The organism is Brevibacillus sp. 7WMA2 (assembly GCF_010748895.1).
GTDB classification, from domain to species: Bacteria; Bacillota; Bacilli; order Brevibacillales; family Brevibacillaceae; genus Brevibacillus_B; species Brevibacillus_B halotolerans.
In genome coordinates this window covers 4,871,947-4,890,874 of sequence record NZ_CP048799.1, presented here as the reverse complement: position 1 = coordinate 4,890,874, position 18,928 = coordinate 4,871,947, and the positions used below count along the sequence as shown (strand labels likewise).

The window sequence follows — 18,928 nt, the reverse complement described above, 5'->3', positions numbered from 1 at the left end:
CACCTCCCGTACACAATAATGCCTTCATGAGCAATTCTTCGACGGCTATCTCATAGAAAAAAGTTTATCCGCATATAATTGATAACGATTTTCATTGACATTATATTCTGATTTTTTTACAATCAAAATGCCAATATGTAATATTTTTCTAGAGAGGGGTCTCTGTCATGTCTTGTTTATTGCAGAGCCGCCGAGCCAAAGTCTGGGCATTATTGACCGGTATCTTGTTGCTGTTAGTCTCTATGCTGACGAGTATCTTGTTCGGCTATCATATGTTTACCTTACACATGTTGCTCGATATGCTATACCAATTTGATGGTTCAAAGGAACATCTCCTTCTTAGAGATGTTCGATTACCCGCAGCTTTTATTGCAGCCAGTGTAGGAGCTAGTCTAGCCATTGCTGGCGTTTTAATGCAAAATCTAACCAAAAATCCGTTAGCCTCACCTTCTTTATTCGGTATTAATGCTGGTGCAGTACTGTTTATCGTGCTCACTCTATTTTTCTTTGACTCGGATTTAACCCTTACACAGATGGTCTGGATCGCTTTTGTTGGAGCCGGTGTGACTGCCGTGCTGGTTCTGATTCTAGGTACGATGGGCAAGGATGGTTTTTTACCTATCAAAGTAACATTAGCAGGAGCGGCTGCTTCAGTATTTGCTTCCTCATTTACCTCAGGAATTATGCTCATAAATAATGAATCGTTAAATCAAGCCCTATTTTGGCTAGTAGGCTCTGTCACTGGACGAAAAATGGAGCATCTTACCACGGTCTTACCTTATATGGTGATCGGTTGGATTATTGCTCTGTGTCTGTCTCACGCGCTCAATTTAATGGCAATGGGTGATGATATGGCAAAAGGCTTGGGCTTACATACTGCTTTTGCTAAGCTTCTCATCATTCTGGTTGTCATTTTATTAGCAGGTGGCTCTGTTTCCTTAGCTGGTCCAATTGCTTTTGTGGGACTGATTGTCCCTCATATCTGCCGCTATATTGTTGGAGTTGATCATAAATGGCTGATTCCATTTAGCGGGCTAATCGGGGCTATTCTATTGGTTTCAGCAGATACTGCCTCTCGATTCTTATTGATGCCAAAAGAGGTTCCCGTTGGCGTAGCCACAGCATTATTAGGCGTCCCATTCCTTATTTATATCGCTAGAAGGAGTAGCTATGAGTAAACCATCTCTTGTGCCTAAATTTATAACCATTCGGAGTAACAAACCAGCCCTCTCCGCTCAGCTTTCTATTCGTGATTTACTTGTATTAGTTATCCTATTTTTGGTATTGATTGTTTGCACACTACTAAGCATTGCCTTTGGCACGACTCGAATTCCTATACCAGATATCCTAGCCACATTTGTAGGTGGAGATGTAACCAATCGAATCGTCATTTTGGAATTGCGAATGCCAAGAACATTAATGGCTATTTTGATTGGTGCCGCTCTAGGCGTGGCCGGTGCTATTACGCAAGGAGTCTTCCGCAACCCTCTCGCCTCACCCGATTTATTAGGTGTGACAGGAGGAGGCTCAGTGGCAGCCGTAGCCTTTATGACATTTAGCAATGGACAAGCTAGCATCCATTGGCTACCGCTTCTTGCTATTGGCGGCGCCTTTGCAACAGCCTTCATCAACTATTCGTTTGCTTGGAGAGGTGGCGTTTCGCCTTATCGACTTGTATTGATCGGTATTGGAATTTCTACGGCCATGTCCGCTTTAACCACTTTTTTATTAATAAGTGGCCCAGCACATTTAGCTTCTCAGATTCTTGGCTGGTTGACTGGTACCATTTACGGCACATCCATGAAACATGTCATAGCTATTTTGCCCTGGATCATCTTTTTTGTACCACTCGCTTGGCTACTAGCTCGCAGATTGAACGTGCTAACGCTAGGTGATGGAATCGCAACCGGATTGGGTAATCCTGTGCAGATAACCCGTTTTTTGCTCATTCTTATCAGTGTAGCACTCGCTGGGGCCGCTGTAGGTCTAGCCGGAAATATATCATTTATTGGACTTACTGCACCTCATATTGCTCGGCGCTTAGTCAGTTCGCTTTATGGAGTGTTAATACCAGCCTCTGCTCTATTAGGTGCCATTATTTTGGTGCTAGCTGATCTTGCAGGCAGAATACTATTCTCTCCTGCCGATATACCTGCTGGAGTCTTTACCGCAATCATTGGGGCACCATTCTTTCTCTATCTACTCTATCGTGGACAAGGAAAAAAGTAAGTATATACAATTTATTCTGGAAATTATGTTGACATGTACCATTTATTGTATATAAAATATACTTGATAATGATTATTGTTATCATTTAATTATTTCCAAATTTAAAACAATGAAGGGGAGAATCAATTCATGGTCCAAAAAAAATGGTTTCAGATTCCCGCATTGATGCTACTTTGCATGGTGTTTTCTCTTCTTGTAGCCGGTTGTGGCGGCACAACCAACACTGCAACATCAGCTCCTGCAAAAGCAGAATCAGCAACAGCATCAGGTGATTCTTACACCATAGAACACGCGATGGGCAAAACAGAGATAAAAGGGACCCCGCAACGAGTCGTTATTTTAACCAATGAAGGCACAGAAGCACTTTTAGAACTTGGAGTAAAACCAGTAGGTGCTGTTAATTCAGGTGTTGGCGATGGCTGGTATCCACATATTAAAAGCGAAATGGATGGAGTAACCGAGCTAGGCTATGAATCTCAGCCAAACATTGAGCTAATTGCATCCTTAAAGCCTGATTTAATCATTGGAAACAAGGGCCGTCAGGAGAAAATCTACGATCAATTGAAAAGCATTGCACCTACTGTATTCTCTGACGATTTAGCAGGTCAATGGAAAGAAAACTTCAAGTTATACGCAAAAGCTTTACATAAAGAAGAAGAGGGTAAAAAATCCATGGCTGCTTATGATAAGCACGTGGAAGAGATTAAAGCAAAACTGGGCGACAAAGCTAATATAAAAGTATCCATTGTACGTTTCTTGCCAAATGCAGTACGTATTTATCAAAAAGACACGTTCGCTGGCGTAATGCTCAAGGATTTAGGTGTTGCCCGTCCGGCATCGCAAGATAAAGATAACTTTATGGAAGTCGTTACGAAAGAACGTATTAATGATTTAGACGGCGATGTCATGTTCTTCTTTAACGCAGATTATGATGAGAAAAAAGGCGGAACCAAGAACCAACAAGAATGGATGAACGATCCACTCTTCCAAAGCCTTAATGTAGCGAAGAAAAATACAGCTTTCCAAGTAAACGAAATTATTTGGAACACGTCTGGTGGTATCAAAGCTGCTAATAAAATGCTAGATGAGTTTTTAGGCTTCGTTGAAAAATTGTAGGTTCCATGCGTAAGTAAACATTTAAAAAGCAAGGAACATATCAAAACTGGGTGAATCCCTGTAGCTCCTAACTAGGAGGACAGTGGAGACACCTTTTTTTATTTATGAAGCTATCCGTCATCAAACCGTATAACCGTATATATGACAACCTTACATGGGGTTTTACTGCATCCCGGTTTTCTGATAAGTGGAGCCTATCTAGGAGTGTATAGCGGTCTGGGCACCTTGTCGATTCACATTAAAAAAAGGGACTTCCACGCGAGCCTGCATGTTTTACCTATAAAATACAAATACTTCCTATTGACTACCAGAAAGCTAGGTATCTGACTACTCTTTGGTTTATTACTGCGATACAAGGGGTTAATTATGTCCACTTTTTTTCAGCGCGCAAAACAGATACGACAGAAGCATTTGTCTGCCAAAAACAATTCAAAAGAAAGTGCTCCCTTTTCATCGGATTTATCGCGATCTCTTTGTCAATTAAAAGATGTTTTTGGAAAAAGCTTCGATGTCTCCATACGCGAAATCTACCTGAATCAAATACAAAAAAAAGCGGCGATTCTCTATGTAGAGGGAATTATTGATAAACAACAATGGAAGGAGTTTTTATCCCCTTTTACCTCCAATCTAAAAAAGGTAAAGGACCAATCTGCTCAGACAAATGCAGAAGCGACGACGGCTCCTTCCATCGAGCAACTCGTTACTACACTTGCCGTTTGTCGGAAAGTAAAAACGTATGCACGGCCCTCTGATTGTGTAGAGGATATTCTTCGTGGATATACGGCACTATTAATCGACTCATATGATTGTGCTTTTCTACTGGATACAGCCTATTTTCCCTCACGTTCCATGGAAGAACCGGTCACAGAATCAGTTATTCGGGGACCCAGGATTGGCTTTGTAGAAACCATCGCTGATAACGTTGCCCTATTGCGCCATCGTATACGAAATCCTAAATTAACCTTCCTTTCCCAAGAAATTGGGGAGGTTGCTCCTAAAAAGGTAGTTATCTCCTATATAGAAGGAATTGCAAACCCTGCTTTAGTAGATGAGGTAATACGTCGTGTGAGCAACACTATGATTGATGATCTACAAGAATCCAGCTATATCGAGCATTTGATTGAAGATGATCCTTGGTCGCCGTTTCCATTGATTCAAAGCACGGAACGACCCGATCGTGTGGAGGCTGCTTTATTAGAAGGAAGAGTATCCATTTTAATCGATGGAACACCTTTTACCTTAATTGTTCCCGTTACCTATCCCATGCTACTGCAATCTCCTGATGACTACTATCAGCTTTGGTATATCGGGTCGATCCTACGATTTTTACGATTTATTTGTGTGCTAATCTCGTTGTTTCTTCCCTCTCTCTATGTATCACTGGTCTCTTATCATCAAGGGCTGATTCCCATGCGGCTCGCTTTTACGATTGCTGGAACACGAGAAGGTGTACCTTTTCCAACTATCATTGAAGCATTAATCATGGAAATTACTATCGAAATTCTGCGTGAAGCGGGCTTACGCCTCCCTAAACCTTTAGGGCAAACGATTGGAATTGTTGGTGGTTTAGTTATCGGACAATCGGCTGTAGAAGCAGGGATTGTAAGTCCGATTATGGTCGTGGTGGTGGCTCTTACTGCTATCTCATCATTTACTATTCCTCAATATGAAGCAGGGGTTGTCATTCGTTTTTTACGTTTTGGAATGATGCTATCTGCTGCCTTTCTAGGTTTGTATGGGGTCATTTTGTTCTTTATTATTATTACCTCTCATTTGGTAAAGCTCAAGTGCTTCGGTGTCGATTATCTAGCACCTTTAACACCGATCATGACCAAGGATTGGAAAGATTTTATTTTGCGCCTACCTCACAAATTGTTAGTGAGGCGCCCTCAAATTTTTCAACCGCTTGATACGAAAAGAATAAAGAAAAAACCTCGGGACAATTCTACAAGGAACTAAACAAAGGAGGTACGAGAAAGAATGTCACTTAATTTCCAGCCTAAATTCTCTGGTCTTGATGTGTCCTCTTTTATTGCATCTATGGTCATTGGAGTATCTATTCTGACTCTACCACGTGTTGCTGTTGAAGCGGTAGGAACAGCGGATGTCTGGATTGATGCACTGGCTGGGGGAATTTTAGCAATGATAGCTGGCTATTTTTGCGCCAAATTAAGCCAACAGTACCCCTCGTATCACTTTTATAGAATAACGCAAATTATCGCAGGAAAATGGGTAAGCTCACTGATAATCCTAATCTACTCCGTCTTTTATTTTTTCTTATGCGTCTATGAAGCGCGGGTACAAGCTGAGGTTATTCGTCATTTTTTATTAGACCAAACGCCTATTCATGTGACGATCATCTGTTTTTTACTGGCAGGGTTATATTTAGTACTCGGAGGTGCACACCCTATTGTGCGTCTGTTCCTTCTCTTTTTTCCTGTCACGATCCTTATTTTATTTTCTATAACCTTCCTTAATTATCAAAGCTTCCATATTGATAATTTATTGCCAGTTCTGCATCACGGCTGGATGCCTTTGCTCCAAGGCTTGCCAGCCACTTCCCCCTCCTACATGGGTTTCGAGGCCATTATGTTTTTGACCTATATGATGAAATCTCCAGGGGATTCCTCGAAAAGTGTAGTGATTGGTCTTGGCTTTGCCACCCTGATCTATACTACAATTACCCTGATGGTAGTAGGAACCCTGACTGCACATGAGGTGAAAACGCTGACTTGGCCCACGATGGAGTTCGTCAAGCAGATCGAATTTCCCGGGGCCTTCTTTGAACACTATGAATTGTTTTTTATGGTCATCTGGGTATTTAGTATTTTTACTACTTTTGTCTTTTGCTTTTATTTGGTAAGTCTAGGTTTAAGTCTGCTTGTACCGATACGGCTACCTTTGCTACAAGTATTGTTGACCCCGCTTATGTATGCATTCGCCATGGTACCACAAAATTTAGACCAAGCATTTTCTATAGGCACCCAGCTTGGCTACGCTTCAGTAATAACATCCGGTGTCATTCCGATTTTATTATTAACCCTGTCAAAATGGAGGAAACCTGCCAATGCCCAACAAGAAAAACAAACATAATTGGGTGGCATGTGTGCTCACACTCTCTCTAACCCTATTGATATCGGGGTGTTGGGATCGCCAGGAAATTGAAGATTTGGGTATGGTCATTGGAATTGGAATTGATTCTCCCCAGAAGGAAAACCATTCTGAATCACAGCAAAATCAAGAGGAGGACGAAGCTGGTTCATCTGACGATGGCTCTGAATCCTCACAGCAGAAAGATGATTCTAGCCCAGAAACAAAAGTCAAACAAAAAGTCTCCGTTCTCTTAACTCATCAAAATGTGTTGCCTAAGGTTCTGGTTGGCACTGCTAAAGTAACCGGTACCCAGAAGCAAGCCTATTATAATATTTCAGGTGAAGGGAACTCGTTCTTTGAAATAATCCGTAATTTTGCTACCAAAAGCTCCCGCCCCCCGTTTTTTCTGCATGTCAAAACGATGGTGATTGGGGAAGCTATCGCTAAAAAATTAAGCCTGAACAAAATGCTAGAGTACTTTTTGCGCGACACAGAATTACGCAGAACTGTACTAGTTGTGGTAGCCAAAGGCCGAGCTATTGACATACTGAATAAAAAACCACTTAATGAAGCGCTTCCTGCAATCGAAATCCTTAGTATTATAGATAATGTTAGAAAGAGCTTAGATATCGCCACCCCTGCTTCACTTGGGCATATTTCAGAGAATATGACAATGAAAAATAGCTTTATGATTCCTCGCATAGAGCCATTAAACAAGACCATAAAGATATCAGGGGCTGCTCTTATTAAAGGTGACACAGGAAAAATGATCGGATGGTTAGGCGATAAAGAGGTACGCGGTGCCAATCTGCTCATTGGAAGTGGAAAATCGAAATGGGAAAAGCACGCAGGTCTGATTAAAACGAGTATGCCTCCAAATAACAACATGATTATCTATGAAATTCGTACCGTGTCAAGTAAGATAACGCCCAACGTCCAAAATGGAAAAGTCTCATTTTCTGTACAGATAAATCTGAATGGACGGATTGGCGAGGATTGGTCTCAAACGGAAAATAGCTTTAAGGACAGCTATCTTCAGAAGGCTGGAGAAGCTTTTGAGAAAAAAGTCAAGGAATTAACGAGAAACACGCTTAACAAGCTCCAAAAAAAATGGAAAATAGATGTTTTGGGATTTCACAAGGCCCTATCTGTTCACTATCCAGATGTGTGGGAAAAAATGAAACAGAATTGGGATGATGAATTCAGCAAAATTCCTATTGATGTTCAAGTAAAAGTGCATGTTAGAGAATTCGGGTTAAAAGGCTCAAAACATTAATACCCTAGACTACATGATAAAAAAACAAAACCCACAGGGTCACGTGGTCAAGCCCCCGTTTTGTAGACAGTAAGAAAAGCCCCGGCCGTTAGGCCGCTAACTGACGCCTAAATTCACTAGGCGTCAGTTTATTTAACTTCAGTTGAAGACGTTCTTCGTTGTAAAAATAAATGTAATTTTCAATTCTCCTTTGAGCATCTTGAAGATCTCGTATATCATAGGGATATAGGGCTTCGGTTTTCAAATGAGAAAAGAAGCTTTCAAACGAGGCATTGTCTAGGCAATTGCCCCGTCGGGACATGCTGATTTGGGCGCCAACCGTAGGCAGCATGTTGTGGTATGCATGGGACGTGTACTGGGAACCTTGGTCGCTGTGAACGATCAAACCAGTCACGTCTTTTTACATTTCAAATGCTTTCCTAAAAGTCTCTAGTACAAGCGCATTGTCATTTCGAGTACTGATATGATGAGCGATGATCTCATGAGTACATAAATCCTTGATTGCGGAAAGGTAGATACGTTCTTCACCGATGCGATAATGGGTAACGTCAGTTACCTATTTTTGATTAGGCTCTTGAGCGGTAAAATCACGCTTGAGTAAATTATCTGCAACACGTCCATCCGATACCTTTGCTGATAGGTAGTCATATAGACACGTTTACGGCGAATGATGGCTTTGAGTCCCAGATTTTGCATGATGCGTAATACTTTCTTATGATTAACCCTACAACCAAATTGGCGTAACAGTTCAGCCTGAATTCAATGATATCCATATATTCCTTTTCTTTGTTCATAGATCGTTCTGATCCGTTTTTTCATCGATTTATCCCTATACAAGTTTCTAGTAGAGAGGTACTTGTAATAGCCACTTCTCGAAACTCCTAACACCTTACAAACCTGAGTAATTGGATATATTGTAGACAAACTCTCCACAATTCGATATTTCTTCCCTCTTCTTCCACGTTGAGCTGATAGAACCTTCGCTTTGCCTTCTGACTCGTCTTTGACTTAACAAATTTCGGCCACCCGTTGTATACGGATTGATAACCTTAACAATCTCATCGGAGTAGCAAACAGCGTTCTTCGAGGATCTCGCCTGTTTCATGATCTACATATCTCTCGTTCATGTCATTTTGCCTCACTCCTTCTTTTCAATCACAGGCCCATTTTCTCCTTAGTGGGGTCCCGATAGCAAAACACGGAAAACATACGCTAAGCAAAATTCGACATGAAAAAATCCAATTTTCCTACTCTAAGGAAGTTCGGTTTTGTCATTAAATGGTTAGGGGTCTCAATGCTTTTATATTTATCGTCTTGCTTATATCGAAAGAGTATTCTCCAAGAAAATTGATATGTTCCCAGCCCAATGGTGATATATGCTACATTAACTCTTCCTTAAATAGTCCTTTTCCCTTTACTACTGTAGTTGCTTCTGTTAAATAAGAGGCTGTGGAGAAAGTTTTCTCCACAGCCTGGAAAAAGCACTCTTTCGAGTGGTTTTTTGTGATACTGCATAAGAAGTTCTGTTTTCCACTCTCAAAACATATTGCAAATAAAGTATACCAACAGCTTCAATTGGAATTATTTAACAATATGAATAAAATGCAATTTTATTTCAACAAATTTGGCTTTAAAGTGGTAGAGAAATTTTATATGAGTTGATTTAAGCTAGCCACTTTCTAAAGTTTTATCGAGGTATTTATTCGGAATACTTCTGTAAGAATCTGATGATACTCTTCTTCATTTATGGTTCGTTTTCTTTTTTGGCCTTTTTTGGTTTCTGTAAAACTTCGTTTAGTAAGTGAAATATGCCCACCTTCAATTAATTTACTGATAATACACCCTTTGTTAAATGGAGATTCTGGGTGCTCTACAATAATATTTTGTATGACATTTACTTTATTTGTATCTATTTCATCTAATGTAAATGCATATCCAGTGCGCCATGTATTTGTAGGTTCAGAATCAAGGAATTGGGCGCTCTCCCCATTTTCTCCTTTTTTCATTTCTAGTAGGTAGGTTCCTTTTTCAGTATTTTGTTTACGAATACGGTATTTTCCTGTTTGAGATGAGATGACTTCCCCGCTAAATGGGACTGGATATAAAGGAAGATGTGAGGCAAACCCCCCGTCTATAATGTATTTCTGATTATTATAGTTTAAAATAATAATCACATGCCCATCATCAGGTTTCCACTTACCACTCCCTAAATCGTAGACCGTACCAGATACTCGATAGACATCAAATCCACAATCAATTAAAAAATAATATAATAAGGAATTAAGCTCGTAACATAGTCCTCCGCAATGGGTTAATAGTAATTTTTCTTGGACATTTTCTCTAGAAATTTTTCGGATATTCTTGTCCATAACGTCTAAATTTTCATAGGGTAGTACATATCCCATTTGCAAAAGAATTCCATGTAAATCTTCAAAGGTTACATCTTCTTTTGGAGATATCTGTAACCGGGAGAAAAAATTTTTTTGTAATTCGGTTAACATTGTATACCACCTTTCCATTTATAGGTAAATAATCCATTAATTATATGTTACACCTTTAAAATATATAATCAAGTAGGGGTAGCATCAGTATTTTGCGCTTTTACATCGTTAAGGATAAGAAGTCTTGTGTATCAAGTTTCCCCAGTTTGTCCCCATAGAGTAAACCCTATTGATACAAGAGTGAAATCTTGAGAACAAAGACTTCATAATGTCTCATATAACTTGTCTCAAATATCTTAACGTTGTTAAAACAGTATATTTATATCGAGGGATAGGCTTATCGTTGTAAATCCGCATTTTCCTGACGCTATCCCTTTAACGTATAGTTGGTTTTGCCCATCATTCGGGTTCCGAAGTCCGTCGCGCTGTGGTAGTTTCCTACAGAAGCCCAACGATGGGCAAAATAAAAAGACGCTTAGTTAAGCGCCTTGAAATTTTTTATATACTATTATTGCTCCAACAATCAGAAATAGTGGCCGTCCCAATTCTATAGCATAAGATAATATTTGCAGGGGATTTAAAATTTAAATTTATTCTATTATCGTACACCTCCTAAAAATAACCTTTTCTAGTAATAAGAGTTGGCCGTTTCATTTTTATTCACCTACTTAAGTTTTTGTTTGCTCCCGAACACGCACCTGTTTGCTACACAAAATCTTATACCCCGCGTAGCTAGCCCACACGCATCTATATCACCCCAATAGAACTCTACTTCGCGGGTGGTGTCAGCAACGCTGGTACTACCCCGAATAGGGATGACCCTGATCAGAATAACTTCGCTGATCGGCCCTACAACTTACGGAATGCAATTTAAATGGAAAGTAATTACTTGAAGTTTTATTCATTACCTTCTATTTTGTAAAAATTTTTGGAAATGTATTCTAAACTTATTTGTAAATCAGATAAAAATAGAGAGTATTGACCTCGAATGCCCTTGTAAATTCTTTCGGAGCGACTAACTTTGGGCCGTCCTGAGCGATGATCACACCGCTGGCATTTAGCGCACGTAGGGTTCCATTGAGTGCGATGTTCGATAAGGTAGTCGCATAGAAGCGTACGTGTCTCTGTGGACAGGTAAACTCCATAATCAGGGGACCGAACTGTGCTGGGAACACAACACCACGATCCGCGTATTGTGTCTGGACATACGTTTTAGAAGGGAGGTCGTCGAAGTCGATGATGGTCATTGTCTTTACTCCTTCAGTATTGATTCTACTTATACTTGTCATCATATCACCCCTGCCGCCCTTATGTTGTCGGCATAACACGCCCATACACGTGTTTCCCGGAGCAAGGTAATTTCCAGTGATTCGCGTCTCCACACCCTATCGACTCTGAGTATTATGCGGATCAGCATAATACTCCGTTCCAGATCCCTCAAACGGGACCCGACGTCCTTCGGGCCGTGGTTCAGGTTATGCCATTACTATACCCAAATAGGTTGCAGAATAGCCGTAGGGAGAATGCGTTACGACCACTCCGTATCCAAGACACAGAAGCCGGTAATTCCTTAGCGTAGGAAAAACCGGCTTTTTCACCTGCAAAATCTCGTAGCGTGGGTTTTATGTCATTTGGTTGGCGGTACCCCAAAAGGCGAACTTGGATGAAAAATGAGCGATATCATATCATTAGTATTGAAAAATTTAGAGTTTCGGACGCACAAAATGATTCTCAATCAATTTTCGCTTTAGCGATATCCCTACTCTGGGGCGAATTAATAATGTTTCATCATCATTCTGATTAGAAAATTCCAAGGGATTTTTAGTTGGCCAAAACAAATAAGCCTTTACCTATTATTTGGAAGGCTTATTTGTTTTGAACGAGCAATCTCAATGTCGATCACGCAGGAAAACATATAGTTTCAATCCACACTCCCGTGTAAGGAAGGGATAGTACCAGGAAAAAATAGCATAGTAGAAAGTCTCATAATCCATTAATTGCGAACCACGATCAGAAACTAATATAGTTTTAGTTTTGCTATCCTCCCTCTATTTACATTTGCACCTTAATTTCAGTGCTATCACCTCTCAAAGGATAATTCGTCATTTATCCTTGTCGAATCCTTTGACGAGTAACTGTTACTGTGCAGCTGATTAATTCCTAGATATTATTGTTTAAAAAGGTGAACTTTTTCTATCTAGTTTATTGGCCAACTTACCCAAAAGCGAACTGAGTAGAAAAAATGGAACTTGGGGAGATCATACTCTTGTAGGCTTAAAATCACAAATGTTGATTAATGAACAATATAAAAAAGCTTGTTTTGAAACAAAATTGATCAGAAAGGATCTTGGAATAAAACGTTTTATAGTGATGGGTACATCTTTAGTGATTGTAATATCATGAAAGCCACGTTAAGACCAGGATCAATTATACTTTGTGATGATTATAATAATGTGTAATGTGAAGGCTTAACCCAATTATCTAGGTATATGGCTCCCTAGAAAACTTGGAAAATAGAGGGCGTTTATACATAATACTTATTTTCAAACATAGTTTTTTAAAAAAATTTTCGTAACGAGGGTGCTAAACCTCTCTTTTTTTTACCTAGTAGATGAAAGCGACAATGACCGGTCAAAAAGTCGTCTTATCTAATGGGCTAAAAGGAGAGATTATTTATGGCATTGAAATCAATTCCAACTAAATCAGTTAAAGTCGACGGTGTGCGCGATACTTATGTTGACTTGAATCCAAATACAAATGCAAATGATAAAGTGCAAGCTTTCGTTGATGCTTTCAGACGAGTAGCTCAAGACGCTAGCGATGATTGTTATGGTTTACCAGTTGAAGTGATTCTTGCTATGTGGGGAGGAGAGTCAGAATGGGCTTCTAAAAAGTTGCAACGAGATAACCAAAATTGGTCAAATATGAAGTATGTAAGTAGTTCTAATCCTCCTGGAAATTATGGAAAAGGAGATAAAGGATGGGCTTATTATATTGGTCGTAGTACTCATGCAAAATCCTTTGGGAAGTTCTTTCAAAACAATGCACGTTATTCTAAGTTGATCGATTATCTGAAAAATACAAACCAACCTAATTCAAAAAAATGTATTCGATTCATTACAGATGCTGGATATGGGGGTGGCGATCAATACTATGATGAAGTAATAGACTATCTTGATACACTACGTAGACGAAGTGATATATAAAAAAAGAAAGGAAGCACCAAGAGGTGCTTCCTTTTTAAAGTCCCTTGTGTAGGGATACATATAAATCAATTTCTTTTTTTAGCCAGTTACCATAGTTCTTTACTATATAAACCTCCCATTCATCCAGTTTATTTGGGTTTTGTACACCAATAAAAACATCGTTTGGATACTGTTGATCAATATAAAGTACAATATCTTTTCTAGGAAATGCATTTACCCCCTCTTCTGGAATAAAGGGAGTCTGTATAAGTCTAATATACGTATAGTCGTTCTGACTGGTTCCTTCTTCTTGTCTTTCTTGAAGGAATCCTAATTCTTGTTCTTTTTTCACTACTATATTCTCATCACTTTTTCGATAGGTTAGGCGAAATAAATCCATAGCATTTACTAAAATCCCCATATTTTTCGAGGGTTTTGTGAACTCAAAAATGTCATGTCCTCTTTGTATAACAAGTTTTTCAATGGTAGATTTATCTGTTTGTTTTTCCTCAGACCGTGCCCCTCCCTGATGTATCTCACCTTGAGTAGGAACTGTACATCCACTTAACATTCCAATCAATACAAACGAGAGAAAAATTTTTTTCATTTACGTAACACCTTCCCAATCAAAGTTCGATTCATCCCATTTCTTTGACGAGTAAACACCAATAAAAGTTTCATGTTTTTGAAATAAAAGGAAATCAATTCCTCTTTTTTCTAATAAACATCACAAATATCAGTTTAGTAAGCGAGCTGAAAGCGAATACCTGAAGAATTTCGAACGAAAAACCGAATGATTTTTGTCCAGGTTGTTGGCCAACTTGCCAAAAGACAGAAGGACAAGGACAAGCACAAGAGTGCTTGGCAGATAAAAATGGAAATGGATAAAAAAAGTGGATTACGTAATCCATTTTTATGGCAGAGTCTATCGTTATGATGAGTGCTGATCCTATTGTAGAGAAGTACTTAAATTGGATTTACAAAAAAAATCAAATTTGGTATTATATTGGGTGGTAACAGGTAATCTTTGGTAATTTTAATTTAATTTATTTTAATGATTTGTTCATGCAGAGGAACTAAAAGGAGAGAGGGATATGATGATAAAATATTTCGGTTTATTGCTAGCCTTTAGTGTCTTAACAGGCTGCCAGTCTAATATAAAGGGGATAGATCAGTCAACGACAGGGCAATATCAAGCGGAGAATCTACCCTCTTTTGTTATAAAGGCTATAAGTCATTCGCTTAATAAACCAATAGAGGAGGTAAAAAAAGAGGACTATTCAAAGGTTGAAGAACTTTACTTAAGGGTATCAGACCTCCCCCCAGAACTACAAGATAAGCAGATTGATTTATCTTTTCTCTCTAACATTCCAAAACTTAAATCGTTATCCATAAATAAAATAAATGCGAAAGACTATCTATTTTTGAGTGATTTAAAAGAGCTCGAATCTCTTTCCATCACCGGTTTTAAAGTAAACCAGCTACCTGTTTTATCTCCAAAGCTAAATAACCTTACCTTAGAAGAAGGGGACTTATCTGATTTGAGCATCATTAAACATCTTGAATTACTACAGTATCTAACTGTCCGACATAACAAGATCAAGGATATTTCTCCTATACAATCACTACGTAACCTCATTTTCTTAGATGTTTCCAATAACCCACTTCATACAATTGATCCAGTAAAAGAGTTTTCCCATTTGGAACGATTACAACTTATGAATACAACCGTAACGGATATTACTATATTAAGTTCTCTATCAAAGCTTAGATTCTTAGATATTCGAGATACCAATGTAGAATCTGTCAAATCATTATCTGGACTTACAGAACTGACGATTCTGCTAGCAAATCCTAGAAAATTAAAAGATATAAATGTTCTGAATAAAAAAGTAAAGGTAGCAGAAGATGCAAATTACATTAACGATGGAGTATAAAAGAAAAGGCCCCATTAAACCGGGGCCTTCAGATTAATCCAAATAATAGTTAAAATATTCAACTTTACCACGCTTATCAATGACATCCTGAAGGGTAGTATGTTTTTTATAACCAGGATCATTAACTAAAAACATATCAGCATCAATCTCAGTATAATAAGGCTCCCCATCTGTATCAACTGATAAGGTTCCTCTGAATCCAGTAACAACAACTGTATGACCAGGAACACGCACCATAACAGGTACTCTATCAGTTACAACAAGATCAAAAATATCAGCCTTTATACTGTTAAAACTTCCAGATTTTTTACCCTTATATTTATGCTTATAACTTGTTGCAGCAGCGCTCCAATTAAAATCACAATCGTTTCTTGATTTTTTTAATTTCTCTAATAGAGAATAAGGATCTACATCATCACCAAAACTATCAAAAATCATGGCTACTGAAGTAATAATGCACCCTTCATCTGCCATTGTCTGACCGCATGAAGTATACTCTTTTCCCCATGGTTTTTCAGCTTGTTTCCAATCCGTTATTCCAAGATCCCTATTAAATGTTTTTCTTGCCATTTTATTTTCCTCCAACCTTGAAGTGTATTTGATAGCGACTTATTTTGACCGGCAATTCATCGCTTTCACTTATCTAGGAAAAAATAGAAGCAAAATAGCAACCAAAGTGCTCATATTTTTTTATAGAGTACAAAAACGAGTAAAGGAAGCTCTCAAACCTACGATTAAATAGGTCTATCGCTTCCTTCAGCATTATTATTTTATACGTCTTGATAGTGCGTGTTGCCCTTTTAATACACCAATTAATAGTATAGAACTCCCGATCAATATAACTTCTATCATACCTTTGGAAAGCCTCCTTCCAGTCATCATTTCTAATAACTTCCTTTTTATCGTGTGTTTATTTGGGAATTCGATCTGTAGAATTTTTTTCTTCTACATTATTTTCTTTATCAGCCTTTATCTTTAAGTCTAATATGTTTTTGATACGTATTTGTAGATCCAAATGATTAAATGTGACTACAAGAGCTAGAAAGCAAACAACTGATGATAAAACAGATATCAAATCCATTCTATGTACTCCCAGGCCAAATATCGCCTTGGCGAATAGCTTCTATCATGGCTACTTTCATTTCCTGAATACTATCCTCCCTTGACATTTTAATAAAGCACGCGAGATATTCCATGTCCGGTTCAAGAAATTCAATGATTTCTATTAAAGCCTGGTTATCACCAGATTGGGCACGTTTTAGCATTATGCAGAATGAGTCATTTTCTGTGCCAGTAGCCGTAAATATTTTATCTTCCATTTATTTACTCCTTGTCTTGTGATATTTAATTTTTTAGCTACTTCCTCTTCAGTCATTCCGTCAATTACGGTACTCTTGATGATAAAGCGTGCCTTTTCAGGGAGCTGACTAAGTAACTGCTGTACATAAAGTTGAGAGGCTACGGTTCCCATCGTATCTTCGCCAAATTGTGGTTCAATCATTGTGGTTTCACGAATATGGCGCTTTCTAGAGTTGTATTGTAAGCGCCAAGCAATTCGTCTAAGTATCTTTTTACAATGTTCCTTCATGAGTTCGTCGGACAAAAGTACCACCTACCAATAAAAGTTTTTCAAGCAAAAGTAGGAACCTAAGGTTTTTTACATTTTTTCAAGTAGAATGGGCAAATTTCTTACCGGAATTATGACCAAAATACTATTTTAAAAGTTGATTTAGGTTCCTATTTACAAGGAGAAAAACATCAGCAAAAAGCAACCGAATATTTTATATTTATGTAAAAATTTAGATAGATTAAAGTCAAAATTATCAGATAATACTTGGCACTTGTTTTACGAGACACGTATAAAGGAATTAGAATTAAAATGTTTGACTTGGATTAAGAGAAATTTCGAAAACGATTACAGTAAAGGTAAAGATATACTAGGACGAAAATCAAGTGAGTGCGACACTAAAGGTATAATAACCAGTAAAAGAAAAAGCGCGAAAGTGCGATTATCGCGCTATCAGGTTTCTACTACATACTTATAAGGAAAAATATCATAATCAAAAGTCCCCCTTCTTTCTACTCATTTATAAATTTACTAAACGTATCATTGTTTTATATTTTTTCATCAAAATGAAACCAACCAAAAAAATATTACCAAAAACACTTTTTGATAAATAAAACATCAAAGACTAGCACTCTCTTTATTTAGAAAGTGCTAGTTCTATATCAATTTCCCACTGTAAGATTGTATACAATCACTGTACTAGCCTGTTTAACTACTTCTTTGTTAATCACATAGGTTTACATAGACACAAAATAAGCCTTTCCCTATATTTACAGGAAGGCTTATTTGTGATGACTTACAAAAAATTCGCGCTCCTGTGTAAGGAGCGATAAACAGTTATTTGGGCCACCAGTCCCAATTATGGTGTTTCAATCCACACTCCCGTGGTTTGAGCGGCGTCTTGCTTCTCTTATGGCAGTAGCGATGCTGCAATCTCGTCGACAATCCGGTTGATCGCCAGCGGACCGTAATAGACGATCCACGTCGTCGTATTGACCGTATACACTTGTTTGTTCTGCACAGGCTTCAAGCTGTTCCAAACCGCTGTCTGCGCAAACTCCTCGGTCAACTGCTGATACTGGTTGTCCGTCAACACAAACAGATGGTCTGCGTTCAATTCCGGCATCACTTCCAGATTGATCATCGCACTCGTATTTTTATCATCGAGAACCATCGCCGGCGCCTTCAGCCCCAAATCCTGATACAAAATCTGCGACGTCCGGTGCGCTGTCGTATGAATCCGGATCTGTTTGTCACGCGGACGAATCATTGCTACCGTCTCGTCTCCCATTTTTTTGGCCAGATCGACCTTCAAGGAAGCGACCTTCTTGTTGTAGTCGTTGATCACCTGTTCGGCTTCATTTTCTTTGTGGAGCAATTGCCCCAACGTCACGATTGTTTTTTGCCAGTCCTCGTTGCGCTCAAACATCAACGTTGGCGCGATTTTGTCCAAAGCGTCGTAAATCTCGTTCTGGAACTCGGTGCAAATGATGACGTCCGGATTGAGCGCCAATACCGCCTCCAGGTTGACCCCGCTGCTCGAGCCGATCTGCGTGACATCGCCAATTTTGTCTACCAAATAAGCGGGGAACGGCGTTGCTTCATTCGTCGCAACCGCGCTACCTGCCACACGTTGACCAAGTGCTGTCAACTGGTCGAGATATTGGGTATCCAGTACAACGATGCGCTCCGGCGCTTTCTCAAATACACGCTCCCCCTTCATATGCGTGATCGTGCGGGCTTGTTCCGTTGCCTGCTTGTCTGCTCCTTCTTGTTGTGTTCCGCCCTCTGCTGCGGGCTTGCCGCAGGCGCTCAAAACGACGACCACTAGCATAATCAGGAGCATGGCGTTCCACCGTTTCTGTGTTTGCCGCATGTTAGCATGTCCTCTCCTCGGAAGCTTGCAAAACCGCTTCGGTTGCATTATGATATTGATAATTATTATCACTAAGATCATACGAGAAAACTTGCTGCCATGCAATCCCCTTTTTCACACGATAAAAATCTGACATATTTTCAATTTTGCTATCCCTCTATTAACATTTGCACCTTAATTCAGTGCTATCCCCTCCAAGAATAATTCG

18 protein-coding genes and 2 pseudogenes are annotated in these 18,928 nt (G+C 39.1%); 8 read left to right on the top strand and 12 right to left on the bottom strand.

What is annotated here, in order from left to right; all coding sequences use genetic code 11:
• The first annotated feature begins 167 nt into the window (after window positions 1-167).
• The 6 genes from GOP56_RS21095 to GOP56_RS21070 all read left to right on the top strand — a co-directional run bounded on the left by GOP56_RS21095 (window position 168) and on the right by GOP56_RS21070 (window position 7,714).
• On the top strand, window positions 168-1,178 hold the full coding sequence (locus tag GOP56_RS21095; protein ID WP_163246550.1) for a FecCD family ABC transporter permease: 1,011 nt from the start codon (window positions 168-170) through the stop codon (window positions 1,176-1,178).
• Complete coding sequence (locus tag GOP56_RS21090; protein WP_163246549.1) at window positions 1,171-2,229, top strand: FecCD family ABC transporter permease; 1,059 nt, start codon at window positions 1,171-1,173, stop codon at window positions 2,227-2,229. Before GOP56_RS21095 ends, GOP56_RS21090 begins: the two co-directional genes overlap by 8 nt.
• 129 nt (window positions 2,230-2,358) lie before the next feature.
• A complete protein-coding gene (locus GOP56_RS21085; protein WP_003339009.1) occupies window positions 2,359-3,345 on the top strand; it encodes an ABC transporter substrate-binding protein in 987 nt (328 codons plus the stop codon).
• A 366-nt stretch (window positions 3,346-3,711) separates the two neighbouring features.
• A complete protein-coding gene (locus GOP56_RS21080; protein WP_163246548.1) occupies window positions 3,712-5,304 on the top strand; it encodes a spore germination protein in 1,593 nt (530 codons plus the stop codon).
• 21 nt (window positions 5,305-5,325) lie between these two features.
• The gene (locus GOP56_RS21075; RefSeq protein WP_003335114.1) at window positions 5,326-6,438 is read left to right on the top strand and encodes a GerAB/ArcD/ProY family transporter; all 1,113 of its coding nucleotides are present in this window, start codon (window positions 5,326-5,328) and stop codon (window positions 6,436-6,438) included.
• Window positions 6,413-7,714 carry a Ger(x)C family spore germination protein gene (locus GOP56_RS21070; RefSeq protein ID WP_163246547.1) on the top strand — a complete coding sequence of 434 codons (1,302 nt, stop codon included), beginning with the start codon at window positions 6,413-6,415 and terminating at the stop codon, window positions 7,712-7,714. Before GOP56_RS21075 ends, GOP56_RS21070 begins: the two co-directional genes overlap by 26 nt.
• A gap of 88 nt (window positions 7,715-7,802) precedes the next feature.
• On the opposite strand, the gene GOP56_RS24475 is transcribed toward GOP56_RS21070, so the two are convergent.
• The 6 genes and pseudogenes from GOP56_RS24475 to GOP56_RS21050 all read right to left on the bottom strand — a co-directional run bounded on the left by GOP56_RS24475 (window position 7,803) and on the right by GOP56_RS21050 (window position 11,402).
• Complete coding sequence (locus GOP56_RS24475; RefSeq protein WP_371808004.1) at window positions 7,803-8,015, bottom strand: IS3 family transposase; 213 nt, start codon at window positions 8,013-8,015, stop codon at window positions 7,803-7,805.
• A gap of 39 nt (window positions 8,016-8,054) precedes the next feature.
• Window positions 8,055-8,216, bottom strand: a pseudogene (locus GOP56_RS24470) (DDE-type integrase/transposase/recombinase); the annotation flags it as partial.
• 50 nt (window positions 8,217-8,266) lie between these two features.
• On the bottom strand, window positions 8,267-8,461 hold the full coding sequence (locus GOP56_RS24465) for an IS3 family transposase (RefSeq protein WP_371808003.1): 195 nt from the start codon (window positions 8,459-8,461) through the stop codon (window positions 8,267-8,269).
• Between the two features lie 527 nt (window positions 8,462-8,988).
• Window positions 8,989-9,156 (bottom strand): annotated as a pseudogene (locus tag GOP56_RS24460) (Tn3 family transposase); the annotation flags it as partial.
• A 237-nt stretch (window positions 9,157-9,393) separates the two neighbouring features.
• A complete protein-coding gene (locus GOP56_RS21055) occupies window positions 9,394-10,215 on the bottom strand; it encodes an arylamine N-acetyltransferase family protein (protein WP_003339015.1) in 822 nt (273 codons plus the stop codon).
• Window positions 10,216-11,102: 887 nt separating this feature from the next.
• Window positions 11,103-11,402, bottom strand: a complete 300-nt coding sequence (locus GOP56_RS21050; protein ID WP_163246545.1) for a hypothetical protein — start codon at window positions 11,400-11,402, stop codon at window positions 11,103-11,105.
• Between the two features lie 1,428 nt (window positions 11,403-12,830).
• Between GOP56_RS21050 and GOP56_RS21045 the strand changes: the two genes are divergently transcribed.
• Window positions 12,831-13,361 (top strand): glucosaminidase domain-containing protein, encoded by a 531-nt coding sequence (locus GOP56_RS21045; RefSeq protein ID WP_163246544.1) that lies wholly within the window; start codon window positions 12,831-12,833, stop codon window positions 13,359-13,361.
• A gap of 34 nt (window positions 13,362-13,395) precedes the next feature.
• Here the strand turns inward: GOP56_RS21045 and GOP56_RS21040 are convergent, their stop codons facing one another.
• Complete coding sequence (locus tag GOP56_RS21040) at window positions 13,396-13,947, bottom strand: hypothetical protein (RefSeq protein WP_163246543.1); 552 nt, start codon at window positions 13,945-13,947, stop codon at window positions 13,396-13,398.
• Window positions 13,948-14,434: 487 nt separating this feature from the next.
• On the opposite strand from GOP56_RS21040, the gene GOP56_RS21035 reads away from it, so the two are divergent.
• Window positions 14,435-15,277, top strand: coding sequence for a leucine-rich repeat domain-containing protein (locus GOP56_RS21035; protein WP_163246542.1), 843 nt, complete (start codon window positions 14,435-14,437; stop codon window positions 15,275-15,277).
• A gap of 33 nt (window positions 15,278-15,310) precedes the next feature.
• Here GOP56_RS21035 and GOP56_RS21030 read toward each other — a convergent pair whose 3' ends face one another.
• The 5 genes from GOP56_RS21030 to GOP56_RS21015 form a co-directional block, all read right to left on the bottom strand.
• A complete protein-coding gene (locus GOP56_RS21030) occupies window positions 15,311-15,847 on the bottom strand; it encodes a C39 family peptidase (RefSeq protein ID WP_163246541.1) in 537 nt (178 codons plus the stop codon).
• Window positions 15,848-16,187: 340 nt separating this feature from the next.
• On the bottom strand, window positions 16,188-16,358 hold the full coding sequence (locus tag GOP56_RS23510) for a hypothetical protein (RefSeq protein WP_003339036.1): 171 nt from the start codon (window positions 16,356-16,358) through the stop codon (window positions 16,188-16,190).
• Between the two features lies 1 nt (window position 16,359).
• Window positions 16,360-16,596, bottom strand: a complete 237-nt coding sequence (locus GOP56_RS21025; protein WP_050816460.1) for a helix-turn-helix domain-containing protein — start codon at window positions 16,594-16,596, stop codon at window positions 16,360-16,362.
• Window positions 16,542-16,889, bottom strand: coding sequence for an RNA polymerase sigma factor (locus GOP56_RS21020; RefSeq protein ID WP_254068497.1), 348 nt, complete (start codon window positions 16,887-16,889; stop codon window positions 16,542-16,544). Before GOP56_RS21020 ends, GOP56_RS21025 begins: the two co-directional genes overlap by 55 nt.
• Before the next feature lie 865 nt (window positions 16,890-17,754).
• Window positions 17,755-18,720, bottom strand: coding sequence for an ABC transporter substrate-binding protein (locus GOP56_RS21015; RefSeq protein WP_254068495.1), 966 nt, complete (start codon window positions 18,718-18,720; stop codon window positions 17,755-17,757).
• Between the last annotated feature and the right edge of the window lie 208 nt (window positions 18,721-18,928).

Bases quoted from the DNA above. Each gene is read 5' to 3' on its own strand.
- GOP56_RS21045 (WP_163246544.1), top strand. From the start codon at position 12,831: ATGGCATTGAAATCAATTCCAACTAAATCAGTTAAAGTCGACGGTGTG.
- GOP56_RS21055 (WP_003339015.1), bottom strand. From the start codon at position 10,215: ATGTTAACCGAATTACAAAAAAATTTTTTCTCCCGGTTACAGATATCT.
- GOP56_RS21050 (WP_163246545.1), bottom strand. From the start codon at position 11,402: ATGACCATCATCGACTTCGACGACCTCCCTTCTAAAACGTATGTCCAG.
- GOP56_RS21095 (WP_163246550.1), top strand. From the start codon at position 168: ATGTCTTGTTTATTGCAGAGCCGCCGAGCCAAAGTCTGGGCATTATTG.
- GOP56_RS21035 (WP_163246542.1), top strand. From the start codon at position 14,435: ATGATGATAAAATATTTCGGTTTATTGCTAGCCTTTAGTGTCTTAACA.
- GOP56_RS21080 (WP_163246548.1), top strand. From the start codon at position 3,712: ATGTCCACTTTTTTTCAGCGCGCAAAACAGATACGACAGAAGCATTTG.
- GOP56_RS21040 (WP_163246543.1), bottom strand. From the start codon at position 13,947: ATGAAAAAAATTTTTCTCTCGTTTGTATTGATTGGAATGTTAAGTGGA.
- GOP56_RS21015 (WP_254068495.1), bottom strand. From the start codon at position 18,720: ATGCGGCAAACACAGAAACGGTGGAACGCCATGCTCCTGATTATGCTA.
- GOP56_RS24475 (WP_371808004.1), bottom strand. From the start codon at position 8,015: ATGTCCCGACGGGGCAATTGCCTAGACAATGCCTCGTTTGAAAGCTTC.
- GOP56_RS21030 (WP_163246541.1), bottom strand. From the start codon at position 15,847: ATGGCAAGAAAAACATTTAATAGGGATCTTGGAATAACGGATTGGAAA.
- GOP56_RS21025 (WP_050816460.1), bottom strand. From the start codon at position 16,596: ATGGAAGATAAAATATTTACGGCTACTGGCACAGAAAATGACTCATTC.
- GOP56_RS21075 (WP_003335114.1), top strand. From the start codon at position 5,326: ATGTCACTTAATTTCCAGCCTAAATTCTCTGGTCTTGATGTGTCCTCT.
- GOP56_RS21090 (WP_163246549.1), top strand. From the start codon at position 1,171: ATGAGTAAACCATCTCTTGTGCCTAAATTTATAACCATTCGGAGTAAC.
- GOP56_RS21085 (WP_003339009.1), top strand. From the start codon at position 2,359: ATGGTCCAAAAAAAATGGTTTCAGATTCCCGCATTGATGCTACTTTGC.
- GOP56_RS21070 (WP_163246547.1), top strand. From the start codon at position 6,413: ATGCCCAACAAGAAAAACAAACATAATTGGGTGGCATGTGTGCTCACA.
- GOP56_RS23510 (WP_003339036.1), bottom strand. From the start codon at position 16,358: ATGGATTTGATATCTGTTTTATCATCAGTTGTTTGCTTTCTAGCTCTT.